The organism is Streptomyces sp. NEAU-sy36 (assembly GCF_013423905.1).
GTDB classification, from domain to species: domain Bacteria; phylum Actinomycetota; class Actinomycetes; order Streptomycetales; family Streptomycetaceae; genus Streptomyces; species Streptomyces misionensis.
This window is the reverse complement of sequence record NZ_CP058977.1, coordinates 8,113,229-8,128,674: the sequence shown is the minus strand read 5'-3', so window position 1 is coordinate 8,128,674 and position 15,446 is coordinate 8,113,229. Positions and strand designations below refer to the sequence as shown.

The 15,446-nt window shown below is 67.6% G+C and carries 8 protein-coding genes and 3 rRNA genes; 8 read left to right on the top strand and 3 right to left on the bottom strand.

The annotated features are described in order from the left end of the window. Positions 1 to 173: 173 nt before the first annotated feature. Positions 174 to 971 (bottom strand): TetR/AcrR family transcriptional regulator, encoded by a 798-nt coding sequence (locus tag HZZ00_RS35785; protein ID WP_180330175.1) that lies wholly within the window; start codon positions 969 to 971, stop codon positions 174 to 176. Positions 972 to 1,348: 377 nt separating this feature from the next. Here HZZ00_RS35785 and HZZ00_RS35780 point away from each other — a divergent pair, with 377 nt between their 5' ends. The 3 genes from HZZ00_RS35780 to HZZ00_RS35770 all read left to right on the top strand — a co-directional run bounded on the left by HZZ00_RS35780 (position 1,349) and on the right by HZZ00_RS35770 (position 5,357). After that, entirely contained in the window at positions 1,349 to 2,728 is a 1,380-nt protein-coding gene (locus HZZ00_RS35780; protein ID WP_180330174.1) for an NAD(P)/FAD-dependent oxidoreductase, read from the top strand. 132 nt (positions 2,729 to 2,860) lie between these two features. Continuing rightward, positions 2,861 to 4,504 carry a SpoIIE family protein phosphatase gene (locus tag HZZ00_RS35775; protein WP_180330173.1) on the top strand — a complete coding sequence of 548 codons (1,644 nt, stop codon included), beginning with the start codon at positions 2,861 to 2,863 and terminating at the stop codon, positions 4,502 to 4,504. A 52-nt stretch (positions 4,505 to 4,556) separates the two neighbouring features. Next, positions 4,557 to 5,357, top strand: coding sequence for a class I SAM-dependent methyltransferase (locus HZZ00_RS35770; protein WP_180330172.1), 801 nt, complete (start codon positions 4,557 to 4,559; stop codon positions 5,355 to 5,357). Positions 5,358 to 5,424: 67 nt separating this feature from the next. On the opposite strand, the gene HZZ00_RS35765 is transcribed toward HZZ00_RS35770, so the two are convergent. Beyond that, positions 5,425 to 6,711 (bottom strand): MFS transporter, encoded by a 1,287-nt coding sequence (locus HZZ00_RS35765; RefSeq protein WP_257585560.1) that lies wholly within the window; start codon positions 6,709 to 6,711, stop codon positions 5,425 to 5,427. Between the two features lie 110 nt (positions 6,712 to 6,821). Here HZZ00_RS35765 and HZZ00_RS35760 point away from each other — a divergent pair, with 110 nt between their 5' ends. From HZZ00_RS35760 to HZZ00_RS35740, 5 genes are all read left to right on the top strand, one after another. Beyond that, positions 6,822 to 7,370 carry a MarR family winged helix-turn-helix transcriptional regulator gene (locus HZZ00_RS35760; RefSeq protein WP_070028742.1) on the top strand — a complete coding sequence of 183 codons (549 nt, stop codon included), beginning with the start codon at positions 6,822 to 6,824 and terminating at the stop codon, positions 7,368 to 7,370. A 639-nt stretch (positions 7,371 to 8,009) separates the two neighbouring features. Further along, positions 8,010 to 9,534, top strand: a 16S ribosomal RNA gene (locus HZZ00_RS35755). 301 nt (positions 9,535 to 9,835) lie between these two features. Next, positions 9,836 to 12,953: ribosomal RNA gene (locus tag HZZ00_RS35750) — 23S ribosomal RNA — on the top strand. 72 nt (positions 12,954 to 13,025) lie between these two features. Next, positions 13,026 to 13,142, top strand: a 5S ribosomal RNA gene (rrf, locus tag HZZ00_RS35745). Together the 16S, 23S and 5S rRNA genes form the textbook arrangement of a ribosomal RNA operon. A 189-nt stretch (positions 13,143 to 13,331) precedes the next feature. Beyond that, a complete protein-coding gene (locus HZZ00_RS35740; protein WP_180330171.1) occupies positions 13,332 to 13,892 on the top strand; it encodes a GNAT family N-acetyltransferase in 561 nt (186 codons plus the stop codon). On the opposite strand, the gene HZZ00_RS35735 is transcribed toward HZZ00_RS35740, so the two are convergent. After that, positions 13,893 to 15,437, bottom strand: coding sequence for a type IV secretory system conjugative DNA transfer family protein (locus HZZ00_RS35735; RefSeq protein ID WP_180330170.1), 1,545 nt, complete (start codon positions 15,435 to 15,437; stop codon positions 13,893 to 13,895). Positions 15,438 to 15,446: the final 9 nt, after the last annotated feature.

Below are 15,446 nucleotides of genomic sequence, written 5' to 3'. Positions count from 1 at the left end.
TCCGGGCAGACGCTCCGGAACAAACCCCTCCGTGCGGGTGGACGGGCAGGGCGGCATGCGTCGTGGAGGACGGACGCGGAGCCACGGGGTTGCCGCACCAGCCCCGGAAAGAGGCCACCCGCACCACCCGGCCGAGCGGCACGGGTGATGCGGGTGGAGGGAACGAGAACCTCTCAGCCCGCCGTGGGACGTGACCGCAGTCCCTCCAGCAGGATGTCCAGCAGCCGCGCGGACGCCGCCGCCTGCTGGGCCGCGTCCGGCAGGGACGGGGCCGCCGTCGCGATCACCAGCAGCACGTCGGACACGGACACGTCGGTGCGCAGCTCGCCCGCCGCACGCGCCCGCTCCACCAGCTGACCGACGACCGACAGCAGCGCGCCGACCCCGGTGTCGTCCGAGGCGTCCACGGAGTCCCGCGCCACCAGGCGCAGTTCACCGCCGCCCGGCTGCACCCGCTGCTGCGGCACCCGGGCCTCCTCCAGCAGACCGGCCCCCTCGACCGGACCGGCGGAGTCCTGCGCGGAGCCGACCCGCAGCACCTGCGGCGGCAGCAGCCGCCCAGCCCCGGACGCCACCGACGTCCGCAGGAACCGGGACAGCGCCGACCACGGCTCGTCCTCCTGACCCAGCGCCGCTCGCGCCTGCTCGGTCAGCCGTGCCGTCTCCTCCTCGGCTATCCGCCGGACCAGCACGTCCTTGCTGGGAAAGCGCCGGTACACCGTGCCGACCCCGACCCGCGCCCGCCGTGCCACGTCCTCCATCGGCGCGCCGTACCCCAGCTCGCCGAACACCTCACGCGCCGCCCGCAGCACGTGCTCCAGATTGCGCTGTGCGTCCACCCGCAGCGGCGTCGTGCGCGCCCCGTCCGCGCGCCCGTTCGCCGTCGCGACCGCCGGTGCCGCCGGCACCTGCACGGCCGGGCCGCCGGCGGCCACCGAGGCAGCCGGCCAAGACGTGTCCTGAATATGCATGTGTTTCCCCCGGTACATGACGTCTCCCCCCGGAGACACTCCCCGTCACTGATGCCGGAGTGCGCGAAGGTGGTACCGGTCGCCGCGGCCCCGCCCGTCGCAGAGCCCGTGCGACCACATCCCCCACACCCCGTCGACACGAACATAGTTGAGAGGCAGTCAATACAGAAGGGGCAGGTTCCGCACACTGCGCCCCCCGATCGGAGTACGAGTCATATACGTCCCGGTTCCCGCCGCTCCCGTCCCCGCGCCCGCCCCCGCTGACCTGCTCCGTTTCCCGCGCCCCGGACACGGCGCCCGCCGCGCCGCACACCCGCCCGCCGGTCACACAAATTGCCGGGGCTGTGGACAAACCACTGCGCCGGGTGCGTCATGGGATGGTGAAGGAACGTGCGCGCATTCTGGTTGTCGGCGGCGGCTACGTCGGGATGTACACGGCCCTGCGCCTCCAGCGGAAGCTGAAGGCCGAGCTCAGGCGCGGTGAGGTCGAGATCACCGTCGTCACTCCCGACCCTTATATGACGTACCAGCCCTTCCTGCCCGAGGCGGCCGCGGGCTCCATCTCCCCGCGCCACGTCGTCGTACCGCTGCGCCGCGTCCTGGACCGCTGCCACATCGTCGTCGGCGAGGCCGTCTCCATCGACCACGCCGTGCGCACCGCCGCCGTCACCACCCTCGCCACCGCCGACGAGGGCCGCGCCGCCGAACTCCTCCGGTACGACGAGCTGGTGCTCGCCCCCGGCTCCGTCTCCCGCACCCTGCCCATCCCCGGTCTCGCCGAGCACGGCATCGGCTTCAAGACCGTCGAAGAGGCCATCGCGCTGCGCAACCACGTCATCGAGCAGATGGACATCGCCTCCTCCACCCGCGACCCGGCCCTCCGGGACGCCGCCCTCACCTTCGTCTTCGTCGGCGGCGGCTACGCGGGCGTGGAGGCCCTCGGCGAGCTGGAGGACATGGCCCGGTACGCCGCCCGCTACTACCACAACGTGCGCGCCGAGGACATGAAGTGGATCCTCGTCGAGGCCACCGACCGCATCCTGCCCGAGGTCGGCGCGGAGCTGGGCCGCTACACCGTCACCCAGCTGCGCCGCCGCAACATCCAGGTGCTGCTGGGCACCCGCCTGGAATCCTGCGCGGACCGGATCGCCGTGCTCAGCGACGGCCGCCGCTTCCCGACCCGTACGGTCGTCTGGACCGCGGGCGTCAAACCGCACCCCCTGCTGGCCGCCACCGACCTGCCGCTCACCGACCGCGGCCGGCTGCGCTGCACCGCCCGGCTGACCGTCGAGGGCACCGAGCACGCCTGGGGCGCGGGCGACGCCGCCGCCGTCCCCGACGTCACCGCCGCCGAACCCGGCGCCCTCACCGCGCCCAACGCCCAGCACGCCCTGCGCCAGGCACGGGTGCTCGGCGACAACCTTGTCCACGCCCTGCGCGGCGAGCCCCTGGCGACCTACGCGCACGCGTACGCGGGGTCCGTCGCCTCCCTCGGGTTCCACAAGGGCGTCGCCCAGGTCTACGGGCGCCGGCTGAAGGGCTACCCTGCCTGGTTCATGCACCGCGTCTACCACCTGAGCAGGGTGCCCACCGTCAACCGCAAGGCCCGTGTGCTCGCCGAATGGACCCTCTCCGGGCTGTTCAAACGGGAGATCGTCTCGCTCGGTTCACTCGAACACCCGCGCGCGGAGTTCGAACTCGCGGCCGGGGGAATGCATCCTCACGACCCCTCGGACGACCCGAAGGGGTCGTCCTGACCGCATCCAGGAACTCCACCATTCGCCCCACCGTCTGACGGATGTCGCCCGCCGCGGCCCGCTCCCTGCCAGACTGCCCGACGACAACGGCCGGGCACCCGCCCGCCTAGCACCCACGAGGCCTTCCCCACAGTGAACTTCACGCGCTGGAGCGCCCGGCTCCCCGGAACGCAGCGCCGCGCCGCCGCGCGGACCGAGACCCCGGACCGGCGGGGGGAAGGCTCCGTGCCCGCGGCCCGCGCCGGACAGCCCGCCGACGGCACCGCACCGGTGCCCGCCGTCGACGAGCTGCCCGCCCGCGACGTCCTGGACCGCGTCCCGGCCCTCGTCGCGCTCGTGCACGGCCCCGACCACCGCCTCGCGTACGTCAACGACGCCTACACGACGGCCTTCGGCCCCCGCCCCGCCGGCGCCCCCGCCCGCGAGGCCCTGCCCGAGCTCGCCGAGCTGGGCCTGCTCCCGCTGCTCGACCAGGTGCTGCGCAGCGGCCGGTCCCGCACCCTGAAGTCCCGCCGGGCGGTGGACGGCCGCTCGTACACCTTCACCTGCACCCCCGTCGCCGAGGACGGCGACCGCGACGGCGGCGTGCTGGTCTTCGCCACGGACGTCACCGACCACGCCGAGGCCGCCGAACGGCTGCGCGCCAGCGAACGCCGCCAGCGCGAGACCGCGGTCACCCTTCAGCGCTCCCTGCTCCCCCAGGACCTCGAACAGCCCGACGACCTGCGCATCGCCGCCACCTACCAGCCCGGTGGCACCGAGGCCGCGGTCGGCGGCGACTGGTACGACGTGATCACCCTCGGCGGCGGCCGCACCGCCCTCGTCATCGGCGACGTGATGGGCCGGGGCGTGCGCGCGGCCGCGGTCATGGGCCAGCTGCGCACGGCCGTGCGCGCCTACGCCCGCCTCGACCTGCCCCCGCACGAGGTGCTCCAGCTGCTCGACGGCCTCGCCACCGAGATCGACCCCAACCAGATCGCCACCTGCGCCTACGCCGTCCACGACCCCAACGAGGGCCGTCTGGTGTACGCCTCCGCGGGGCACCTGCCGATCCTGGTCCGCGACGAGCACGGCACGGTCTCCCGCACCGAGGAACCGACCGGCCCGCCGCTCGGCACGGGCGGCTGGATGCACTCCTCCGGCTCCATCGCGCTGGGCCCCGGCTCCACGGCCGTCCTCTACACGGACGGCCTGGTCGAACGCCGGGACGAAGACCTGGACGAGGGCATCGCCGCCCTGGAACGCGCCCTGGCCGGCGCCACCGGCTCGCCCCAGGTCGTCTGCGACCGCCTGGTCCGCTCGGCCGGCGTCACCGCCGACCACGACGACGACGTGGCCGTCCTGGTCCTCCAGCAACCCGCCCGCACCGGACCCGACGGCGAGCTGTTCCGCAACGCGGCCCTCGAACTCCTCGGCGGCGTCGAGGCGGCCCCGCGCGCCCGCGCCTTCGCCTCCGGCGTCCTGACCAGCTGGCGCTTCCCCGCCGAACTGCACGACCTCGGCGTCCTCGCCACCAGCGAACTCGTCGCCAACAGCCTCCAGCACGGCACCCCGCCCATGCGCCTCAGACTCCGCCGCACCGACCGCCGGCTGATCGTGGAGGTCACCGACGGCGACGACCACCTGCCCCGGCGCCGCCGCGCCGAACCCGCCGACGAGTCCGGCCGGGGCATCGCCATCGTCGCCACCATCGCCTCCTCCTGGGGCTGCCGCCGCACCCCGGGCGGCGGCAAGGCGGTGTGGTGCGAGTTCGTCCTGCCGAGACCGCGCCCCTGAACGACGCTCGTCGTTGGCCCGTGCGCCCAACCGGGGTGTTGACTGCGCATGTATGGGACAAACACATCGCAGCACCGAAGGCCCCGAGGCGTACGAGACCCACAGCGCTCCGATCATGCGCCCGTTCGTGGCCGAGCTGCTGGCCGCCGTGGGCCTCGGCCCCGGTGAGCACGTGCTCGACCTGGCGTGCGGCACCGGCTTCGCCGCCCGCGCGGCCGCCGCCCTGGTCGGCCCCGCCGGCCGGGTCCGCGGCGCCGACATCGACGAGGGCATGGTCCGCGTCGCCCGCGAGCACCGGTCGCCCGGCTGCCCGGACACCGACTTCACCGCGGCCCCCGCCGACCGCCTCCCGTACGACACCGCCACCTTCGACGCGGTCGTCTGCCAGCAGGGCGCCCAGCTCTTCCCCGACCTGACCGCCGCCCTCGTCGAAGCGGCCCGCGTCACCCGCCCCGGCGGCCGGTTCGCCGCCACCGTCTGGGCCCCGGTCGACCGCCTGCCCTACTTCCTCGCCGAGCAGCGCGCGCTGGAGAAGTACGCCCCCGACGCGCTCCCCTACCTCGCCCGTGCCTACGCCCGCACCGCCGACCAGCTCACCACCGCCCTGCACACGGCCGGCTACCGCGACACCGCCCACCGCGAGGTCACCTTCGACATCACCCTGCCCCCGCTGGACCGCTACGCCCGCGAGCACCTGGACACCCTCTGGGGCGGCATGCTCAGGGAGGCCGGCGGCGAGGAGGCCGTCACCCGGGCCGGCGAACTGGTCCGCGAACAACTCGCCGACCGCGTCGCCCCCGACGGCACGGTGACCGTCCCCTTCACCTCGCTGCTGGTCACCGCAGTGCGCTGAGACGCGAAGACGGCCGCCGCCCGAAGGCGACGGCCGTCATGTCCCGGCGGCGCGGGGCCGGCCCGGCTCACGCCTCCGCGGAGACCGCCTCCGCGGGCGCCCCGCCCCGGCTGACCACCCGGCTGGCACGCGCCTGCCACGGCTGGTCCTGCACCGGGGTGAGCCGCCGCCCGAGCCGCAGCGCCAGATACGTGATGCCCAGCGAGAACAGCACGAAGGTCACGATGTACGGCGCGTGCAGCGATGCCGCGAGGGGACCGCCCACCGCCGGACCGATGGCCAGCGCCAGCTGCTTCACCAGGGCGAACGCCGAGTTGTACTGACCGGCCATGCCCTCCGGCGCCAGATCCGCGACCAGCGGGGCGACCGTCGGCGACAGCATCGCCTCGCCCAGACCGAACAGCGCGTACGTCGACACGAAGGCGGCCGTGGCCATCTCCTGGCTGCCGTGTCCCAGCCCCGCGTACCCGGCGGCCAGCCAGGCCACCACCCAGACCAGGCCCACCAGGGCGATCACCCGGGTGCGCCGGGCGCGCTCCACGAACCGCAGCACGGCGAACTGGGCGACCACGATCATCAGGGTGTTCGCGGCCAGGGCCGTGCCCAGCGTGGAGGTGGATATCCCGGCGGCCTCCACGCCGTACGCGCTCAGACCCGACTCGAACTGCCCGTAGCAGGCGAAGAAGATCACGAAGCCCAGGACGCACAGCTGCACCATCGCCCGGTTGCCGAGCAGCTGCTTCCAGCTGCCCTTCGACGTCGCGGGCGCGTCCTCCAGACGCGGCGAGCGCGGCATCCGCACCGTGGCCATCACTGCGACCAGCAGCAGGAACATCGCCGCCTCGATCGCGAACAGCAGGGTGAACGACGAGACGCGCGTGGTGTCGACCAGGTGACCGCCGATGAGGCCGCCGATGCCGAGGCCCAGGTTCTGCAGGAAGAACTGCATGGCGAACGCCCGCGAGCGGGTGTCGGCGCTGGAGCAGTCCACGATCATCGTGGCCAGCGCCGGCTGCATCACGGCCTGTCCGGCACCGAGCACCGCGGCCGCCGGCAGCACCGACCAGGCACTGGCCGCCAGCCCCAGGCCGAGCGCGCCGAGCGCGGCGGTGACCAGGGCGGCGAGCAGGACCGGCAGCGGGCCGCGCCGCACGATCGCCCGGCCGGCGAACGGCAGCACGATCAGCGCGGCCACGGCGAAGACGGCGAGCACGAGACCCGCCGTCATGGCCCCCAGGCCCCGCACCTGCGCCACATAGACGTACAGGTAGGGGACCGTGAAGCCGAGCCCGAATGCGCTGAGTGCGTTGCCCACGTGGATCCGGCGCATCGCTGCGCCCATCGCCCTGGTCACGTTCACCTCTCTCACTAGTTAGGAGTGAAGACTTCAAAGCTAAAGTTCGAAGCTAAAGAGTACACAGCGAAGGACTTCAACGCAAAGCGGTCGCGTGCCATACTCGGGCCATGGCCGACACAGCCGGCGTCACTGAGCCGACCCTCGAAGAACAGATCGCCGCCTACCAGCGCGAGTTCCAGGACCTCGACCCCCAGGTCGAGAAGATCGTGTCGGCCCTGTCGCGGCTCAACCGCCGGATGAACGTGGCCTACGGCCGCCAGACCGCCGCCCTCGGCATCAGCAACGCCGAGTGGGAGGTGCTCAAGGCGCTGGTCCTCTCCGGCGCCCCCTACCGGATGGGCCCCAGCGACCTCGCCAAGCGCCTCGGTCTCACTCCGGCCGCGATGACCCACCGGATCGACCGGATGGTCTCCGAGGGCCTGGTCACCCGGGAGCGGGACGAGTCCAACCGGGTCCGCGTCATCATCGAGCTGACCCCCGAGGGCCGGGAGAAGTGGCTGGAGGCGATGCGCCTCGCCACCGTCTTCGAGGAGGACCTCCTCCAGGACCTCACCCCGGCCGAGCGCTCGGTCCTCGGCGAGGTCCTCACGACGTTGCTGCGCAGGGTCGAGCACGCCCAGCCGGACGCCGGCGGCCGGCTCAGCGACCTCGACTGAGCGGACCGAAAAGATCTTGACAGGGGTTGTTGACACGCCCCTGTCGGTTCCGTAAGGTTCTTCGGGTTGCCGCAGAGCCGTCATGTCTCAGCGGTGGCACCTCAGCCGCTTCGAGCGGCACCCCTCACACCATCAGCACGATCTCCCACCCGGGTTGATTTCGGCGCGCCCGAATTCAATTCGAATAGGGACTCGGCGGCCCGATTGGGAATCGCCGGGAGGATCCGCTAAGGTTTGAGACGTCGGAACGGCCCAACAGCCGGGAAGGCAAACCCCCCTGACTGGGAGTCAGACGCCGAAAGGATCTGATAGAGTCGGAACCGCCGGAAAGGGAAACGCGGAAGCGGGAACCTGGAAAGCACCGAGGAAATCGGATCGAGAAAAGATCTGATAGAGTCGGAAACACCGAAGGGAAGCGCCCGGAGGAAAGCCCGAGAGGGTGAGTACAAAGGAAGCGACCGTTCCTTGAGAACTCAACAGCGTGCCAAAAGTCAACGCCAGATATGTTGATACCCCGTCCATCGGATCACCGATGGTCGAGGTTCCTTTGAAAAAACACAGCGAGGACGCTGAGGACCGAGGGGACTATTCCTCCTCTTGGTTCCGCTCCCGTGTGTGTCACCGGATTACCGGTAAACATTCACGGAGAGTTTGATCCTGGCTCAGGACGAACGCTGGCGGCGTGCTTAACACATGCAAGTCGAACGATGAAGCCCTTCGGGGTGGATTAGTGGCGAACGGGTGAGTAACACGTGGGCAATCTGCCCTGCACTCTGGGACAAGCCCTGGAAACGGGGTCTAATACCGGATATGACCATCTTGGGCATCCTTGATGGTGTAAAGCTCCGGCGGTGCAGGATGAGCCCGCGGCCTATCAGCTTGTTGGTGAGGTAATGGCTCACCAAGGCGACGACGGGTAGCCGGCCTGAGAGGGCGACCGGCCACACTGGGACTGAGACACGGCCCAGACTCCTACGGGAGGCAGCAGTGGGGAATATTGCACAATGGGCGAAAGCCTGATGCAGCGACGCCGCGTGAGGGATGACGGCCTTCGGGTTGTAAACCTCTTTCAGCAGGGAAGAAGCGAAAGTGACGGTACCTGCAGAAGAAGCGCCGGCTAACTACGTGCCAGCAGCCGCGGTAATACGTAGGGCGCAAGCGTTGTCCGGAATTATTGGGCGTAAAGAGCTCGTAGGCGGCTTGTCACGTCGGTTGTGAAAGCCCGGGGCTTAACCCCGGGTCTGCAGTCGATACGGGCAGGCTAGAGTTCGGTAGGGGAGATCGGAATTCCTGGTGTAGCGGTGAAATGCGCAGATATCAGGAGGAACACCGGTGGCGAAGGCGGATCTCTGGGCCGATACTGACGCTGAGGAGCGAAAGCGTGGGGAGCGAACAGGATTAGATACCCTGGTAGTCCACGCCGTAAACGGTGGGCACTAGGTGTGGGCAACATTCCACGTTGTCCGTGCCGCAGCTAACGCATTAAGTGCCCCGCCTGGGGAGTACGGCCGCAAGGCTAAAACTCAAAGGAATTGACGGGGGCCCGCACAAGCGGCGGAGCATGTGGCTTAATTCGACGCAACGCGAAGAACCTTACCAAGGCTTGACATACACCGGAAAGCATTAGAGATAGTGCCCCCCTTGTGGTCGGTGTACAGGTGGTGCATGGCTGTCGTCAGCTCGTGTCGTGAGATGTTGGGTTAAGTCCCGCAACGAGCGCAACCCTTGTCCCGTGTTGCCAGCAGGCCCTTGTGGTGCTGGGGACTCACGGGAGACCGCCGGGGTCAACTCGGAGGAAGGTGGGGACGACGTCAAGTCATCATGCCCCTTATGTCTTGGGCTGCACACGTGCTACAATGGCCGGTACAATGAGCTGCGATACCGTGAGGTGGAGCGAATCTCAAAAAGCCGGTCTCAGTTCGGATTGGGGTCTGCAACTCGACCCCATGAAGTCGGAGTCGCTAGTAATCGCAGATCAGCATTGCTGCGGTGAATACGTTCCCGGGCCTTGTACACACCGCCCGTCACGTCACGAAAGTCGGTAACACCCGAAGCCGGTGGCCCAACCCCTTGTGGGAGGGAGCTGTCGAAGGTGGGACTGGCGATTGGGACGAAGTCGTAACAAGGTAGCCGTACCGGAAGGTGCGGCTGGATCACCTCCTTTCTAAGGAGCACTTCTTACCGGGCTTGCCTGGTCAGAGGCCAGTACATCAGCGAATGTCTGATGCTGGTTGCTCATGGGTGGAACGTTGACTACTCGGCACTCTTCGGATGGCTCTTCTTCCTAGTACTGCTTCGGCGTGGAACGGATGAGAGGGCGGCGGGGGTGTCGGGCACGCTGTTGGGTGTCTGAGGGAATGAACTTCTCCTCAGTCGCCGGCCCCAGTGCACTCGGATCCTTTGGGTTCGGGGTGATGGGTGGCTGGTCGTTGTTTGAGAACTGCACAGTGGACGCGAGCATCTGTGGCCAAGTTTTTAAGGGCGCACGGTGGATGCCTTGGCACCAGGAACCGATGAAGGACGTGGGAGGCCGCGATAGTCCCCGGGGAGTCGTCAACCAGGCTTTGATCCGGGGGTTTCCGAATGGGGAAACCCGGCAGTCGTCATGGGCTGTCACCCGCTGCTGAACACATAGGCAGTGTGGAGGGAACGAGGGGAAGTGAAACATCTCAGTACCCTCAGGAAGAGAAAACAACCGTGATTCCGGGAGTAGTGGCGAGCGAAACCGGATGAGGCCAAACCGTATGCGTGTGAGACCCGGCAGGGGTTGCGTGTGCGGGGTTGTGGGATCTCTCTTCTACGGTCTGCCGGCCGTAGGGCGAGTTAGAAACCGTTGATGTAGGCGAAGGACATGCGAAAGGTCCGGCGTAGAGGGTAAGACCCCCGTAGTCGAAATGTCAGCGGCTTGCTTGAGAGACACCCAAGTAGCACGGGGCCCGAGAAATCCCGTGTGAATCTGGCGGGACCACCCGCTAAGCCTAAATATTCCCTGGTGACCGATAGCGGATAGTACCGTGAGGGAATGGTGAAAAGTACCCCGGGAGGGGAGTGAAATAGTACCTGAAACCGTGTGCCTACAAGCCGTGGGAGCGTCGGAAGCACTTCGGTGCTTCTCGTGACTGCGTGCCTTTTGAAGAATGAGCCTGCGAGTTTGCGGTGTGTTGCGAGGTTAACCCGGGTGGGGAAGCCGTAGCGAAAGCGAGTCCGAATAGGGCGTTTTAGTAGCACGCTCAAGACCCGAAGCGGAGTGATCTAGCCATGGGCAGGTTGAAGCGGAGGTAAGACTTCGTGGAGGACCGAACCCACCAGGGTTGAAAACCTGGGGGATGACCTGTGGTTAGGGGTGAAAGGCTAATCAAACTCCGTGATAGCTGGTTCTCCCCGAAATGCATTTAGGTGCAGCGTCGTGTGTTTCTTGCCGGAGGTAGAGCACTGGATAGGCGATGGGCCCTACCGGGTTACTGACCTTAGCCAAACTCCGAATGCCGGTAAGTGAGAGCGCGGCAGTGAGACTGTGGGGGATAAGCTCCATGGTCGAGAGGGAAACAGCCCAGAGCATCGACTAAGGCCCCTAAGCGTACGCTAAGTGGGAAAGGATGTGGAGTCGCACAGACAACCAGGAGGTTGGCTTAGAAGCAGCCACCCTTGAAAGAGTGCGTAATAGCTCACTGGTCTAGTGATTCCGCGCCGACAATGTAGCGGGGCTCAAGCGTACCGCCGAAGTCGTGTCATTGCAGCATGAGGGCCAACGCCTGCTGTGATGGGTAGGGGAGCGTCGTCTGCCGGGTGAAGCAGCACCGGAAGGTAGTTGTGGACGGTTGACGAGTGAGAATGCAGGCATGAGTAGCGATTCACACGTGAGAAACGTGTGCGCCGATTGACTAAGGGTTCCTGGGTCAAGCTGATCTGCCCAGGGTAAGTCGGGACCTAAGGCGAGGCCGACAGGCGTAGTCGATGGATAACCGGTTGATATTCCGGTACCCGCTGTGAAGCGTCAAACATCGAGCATCGTGATGCTAAGGCCGTGAAGCCGTCCTGGATCCTTCGGGTGAAGGGGAGTGGTGGAGCCGCTGAACCAAGCGGTTAGTAGGTGAGTGATGGGGTGACGCAGGAAGGTAGTCCATCCCGGGCGGTGGTTGTCCCGGGGTAAGGGTGTAGGCCGCAAGGTAGGCAAATCCGCCTTGCATACGGCTGAGACCTGATGCCGAGCCGATTGTGGTGAAGTGGATGATCCTATGCTGTCGAGAAAAGCCTCTAGCGAGTTTCATGGCGGCCCGTACCCTAAACCGACTCAGGTGGTCAGGTAGAGAATACCGAGGCGTTCGGGTGAACTATGGTTAAGGAACTCGGCAAAATGCCCCCGTAACTTCGGGAGAAGGGGGGCCACACCTGGTGAGAGCACTTGCTGTTCGAGCTGGGGGTGGCCGCAGAGACCAGCGAGAAGCGACTGTTTACTAAAAACACAGGTCCGTGCGAAGCCGTAAGGCGATGTATACGGACTGACGCCTGCCCGGTGCTGGAACGTTAAGGGGACCGGTTAGCTTCACTTCGGTGGGGCGAAGCTGAGAACTTAAGCGCCAGTAAACGGCGGTGGTAACTATAACCATCCTAAGGTAGCGAAATTCCTTGTCGGGTAAGTTCCGACCTGCACGAATGGCGTAACGACTTCTCGACTGTCTCAACCATAGGCCCGGTGAAATTGCACTACGAGTAAAGATGCTCGTTTCGCGCAGCAGGACGGAAAGACCCCGGGACCTTTACTACAGTTTGATATTGGTGTTCGGTTCGGCTTGTGTAGGATAGCTGGGAGACTTTGAAGCGGCCACGCCAGTGGTTGTGGAGTCGTCGTTGAAATACCAGTCTGGTCGTGCTGGATGTCTAACCTGGGTCCGTGATCCGGATCAGGGACAGTGTCTGATGGGTAGTTTAACTGGGGCGGTTGCCTCCTAAAGGGTAACGGAGGCGCCCAAAGGTTCCCTCAGCCTGGTTGGCAATCAGGTGTTGAGTGTAAGTGCACAAGGGAGCTTGACTGTGAGACCGACGGGTCGAGCAGGGACGAAAGTCGGGACTAGTGATCCGGCGGTGGCTTGTGGAAGCGCCGTCGCTCAACGGATAAAAGGTACCCCGGGGATAACAGGCTGATCTTCCCCAAGAGTCCATATCGACGGGATGGTTTGGCACCTCGATGTCGGCTCGTCGCATCCTGGGGCTGGAGTCGGTCCCAAGGGTTGGGCTGTTCGCCCATTAAAGCGGTACGCGAGCTGGGTTTAGAACGTCGTGAGACAGTTCGGTCCCTATCCGCTGTGCGCGTAGGAGTCTTGAGAAGGGCTGTCCCTAGTACGAGAGGACCGGGACGGACGAACCTCTGGTGTGCCAGTTGTTCTGCCAAGGGCATGGCTGGTTGGCTACGTTCGGGAGGGATAACCGCTGAAAGCATCTAAGCGGGAAGCCTGCTTCGAGATGAGGACTCCCACCCACTTGATGGGGTAAGGCTCCCAGTAGACGACTGGGTTGATAGGCCGGATCTGGAAGCCAGGTAACTGGTGGAGGTGACCGGTACTAATAGGCCGAGGGCTTGTCCTCAGTTGCTCGCGTCCACTGTGTTGGTTCTGAAACCACGAACAACCATTGTGCTGGTTGTCAGTTTCATAGTGTTTCGGTGGTTATAGCGTGAGGGAAACGCCCGGTTACATTCCGAACCCGGAAGCTAAGCCTCACAGCGCCGATGGTACTGCAGGGGGGACCCTGTGGGAGAGTAGGACGCCGCCGAACAATTTTTGAGGGGAACCCCCGCACCGTTGGTGCGGGGGTTTTCCGCGTTTCAGGGTCGAAAAGGAGCGCCGTACACCGTGAGGTCCTCCGCGGTGTGGGCTCCGGTGACCAGGCGCCGGCCCACCCGGGCGGACAGGGCGGCCACTTTATGGGGTGCCGAGGACGGCCCGCAGCACTACGGTGGCGGTCATGAACAGGCTTTCCAGCGGTGATTACGTCGTACGCGCCATACAGCCCGGGGAATGGGAGAAGGTGAAGGAGCTGCGGCTCGACGCCCTGCGGGATCCGGCCGCGCCGCTCGCCTTTCTGGAGAGCTACGAGGAGGCCGCGGCGAAGGCCGACCTCTTCTGGCAGGACCGGGCGGCCGGGTCCGGCGAGGGCTCGCTGAGCGCCCAGCAGTTCATCGCCGAGGTACCCGACGGATCATGGGCCGGCTCGCTGACCGTGCTGATGGAAGAGCCCGGCACCGAGGACTGGGCGGGATACACGATCGAACGGCGGCAGGGGCACGTCGTCGGGGTGTACGTGCGGCCCGGACACCGGGGCAACGGGCTGATCAAGTCCCTGTTGGACGCCGGCGTGGACTGGGCGTGGCGGCGCGGCGCCGAGCGCGTCCGGCTGCTGGTGCACGAGGACAACACCCGGGCCCAGGGCGCCTACCGCAAGGCCGGGTTCGAACCCAGCGGGCTGGTGGTGCCGTTCGTGAAGGACGCGGCACAGAACGAGCTGGAGTTCGTCCTGCAACGGTGACTAGACGGGGAGCCCCGGCAGCCCGGGCAGTTCCCGGTGGGGCCAGCGGGCGCGGGCCTGTTCGCGGGAGCGGAGCAGGGCGAGCGTCGCAAGGCCCTGCTCCGCACCGGAGGCCAGCAGGTCCGGAAGCTCGGGCAGCGGGGCCACCGCGGCGATGTCGTCCAGGACCAGGGTGAGTGGTGGGTCGAGCCGACCGGAGGATGACCGTTCGGCCATGCGCCGGCCGCGCTCGACCACGCTGGAGACGAGGGCCGTCAGCAGGGGCATCGCGCCCGGCGCGCTCCTGGGGTCCTCGATGGATTCTCCGACTACGTAAAGCGTGCCCCCTTCATGGACAAAGGAATCCAAGGCGAGGGCATCACTTCGGTTGGGGGTGCAAGCCTCGCGGATGTTCACCGTCGACAGCGCGGCGAGCGCCCGGCCGGTCAACTCCTGGGCGATGTCCCGGCGTTCCGGGTGCGCGGTGAGCGCGGCCTCCAGCTCGCCCGCGGCGCCCGCGGCGGCCTTGGGGTGCGTGCGCAGGATGCGGACGGCGTCCTGCACCTGGGTGCCCTGGGCCCAGCGGTGGACATGGCGGACGGTGCGGTTCTCCAGGGCGGCGGCGTGCAGACAGCTGCGCAGGAGGGTGGTCGCCGTGTCCGCGACCGCCTGGTCGATGCGGGCGGTGGGCCGCACCGGGGCGAGAAGCGCGGTCGCGCGGTGCAGGGCGGTCTGCTTGTCCTCGCAGCCGGCCGTGGGGGACCAGTGGAGGCGGGCCGGGGTGTCGCAGCGATGGGTGGGGTCGTAGAGCAGCGCGGGGCCCAGCTTGGCACGGGCGTCCTTGGTCTCCGACCAGAGTCCGGGGTCCGAGGTGACGACGAGGAGGGGACCGTCCGCGTCCCGTACGGCCTGCGCGGCGGCCGTACGGCGGGTCTGGGCGGGCGCGACGAGGATCTTCTCCCGGCCGCCCACGCGTTCGCTCCCGCCCGGGAGCCGGACCGGCGGCTCCGGCTCCGGCGTGGCGGGCTGCGGTACCGGCATCTCGTGCCGCTGAACCGGCACCTCGTACCGCTGGTCGGCCTCCGCCGGCATCTCGTACCGCTGGTCGGTCTCCACCGGCACCGGGGCCACCGCGGCCGGCTCGGGACGCGGTGGTGGCTCCGGCATCGGTGCCCGCTTCACCGCCCGGGCGCGGGTCCTGGCCGCCCGCCAGCGCGCCACCGTCCCCAGCGCGAACACGGTGACGACGAACAGCACCATCAGCTGGGCGATGAACAGCCCCCAGAACAGGCCCCAGCCGGGCAGCTGGGCCGCGGGGGTGTCGGGCCAGGCGCCGGCGAGGTCGTGCGGCCGGCCGAGGAGGTGGCGCATGGCCACGGGGGTGCGGACGAAGGCGACGCCCGCGGGCCAGGCGCCCTTGGCGAAGAGCGCGGCCAGGCCGGTGGCCGTCCACACCAGCACCGTGATGCCGAGGAGGAAGGCGAGGATGCCGAGCAGCAGCCCGTCCGGGATGCCGCCCTGGCCCTGCCGCCGGTCCTCCCGGGGTTCGCGAGCGTCCGGTCTCACCCGTCCGTA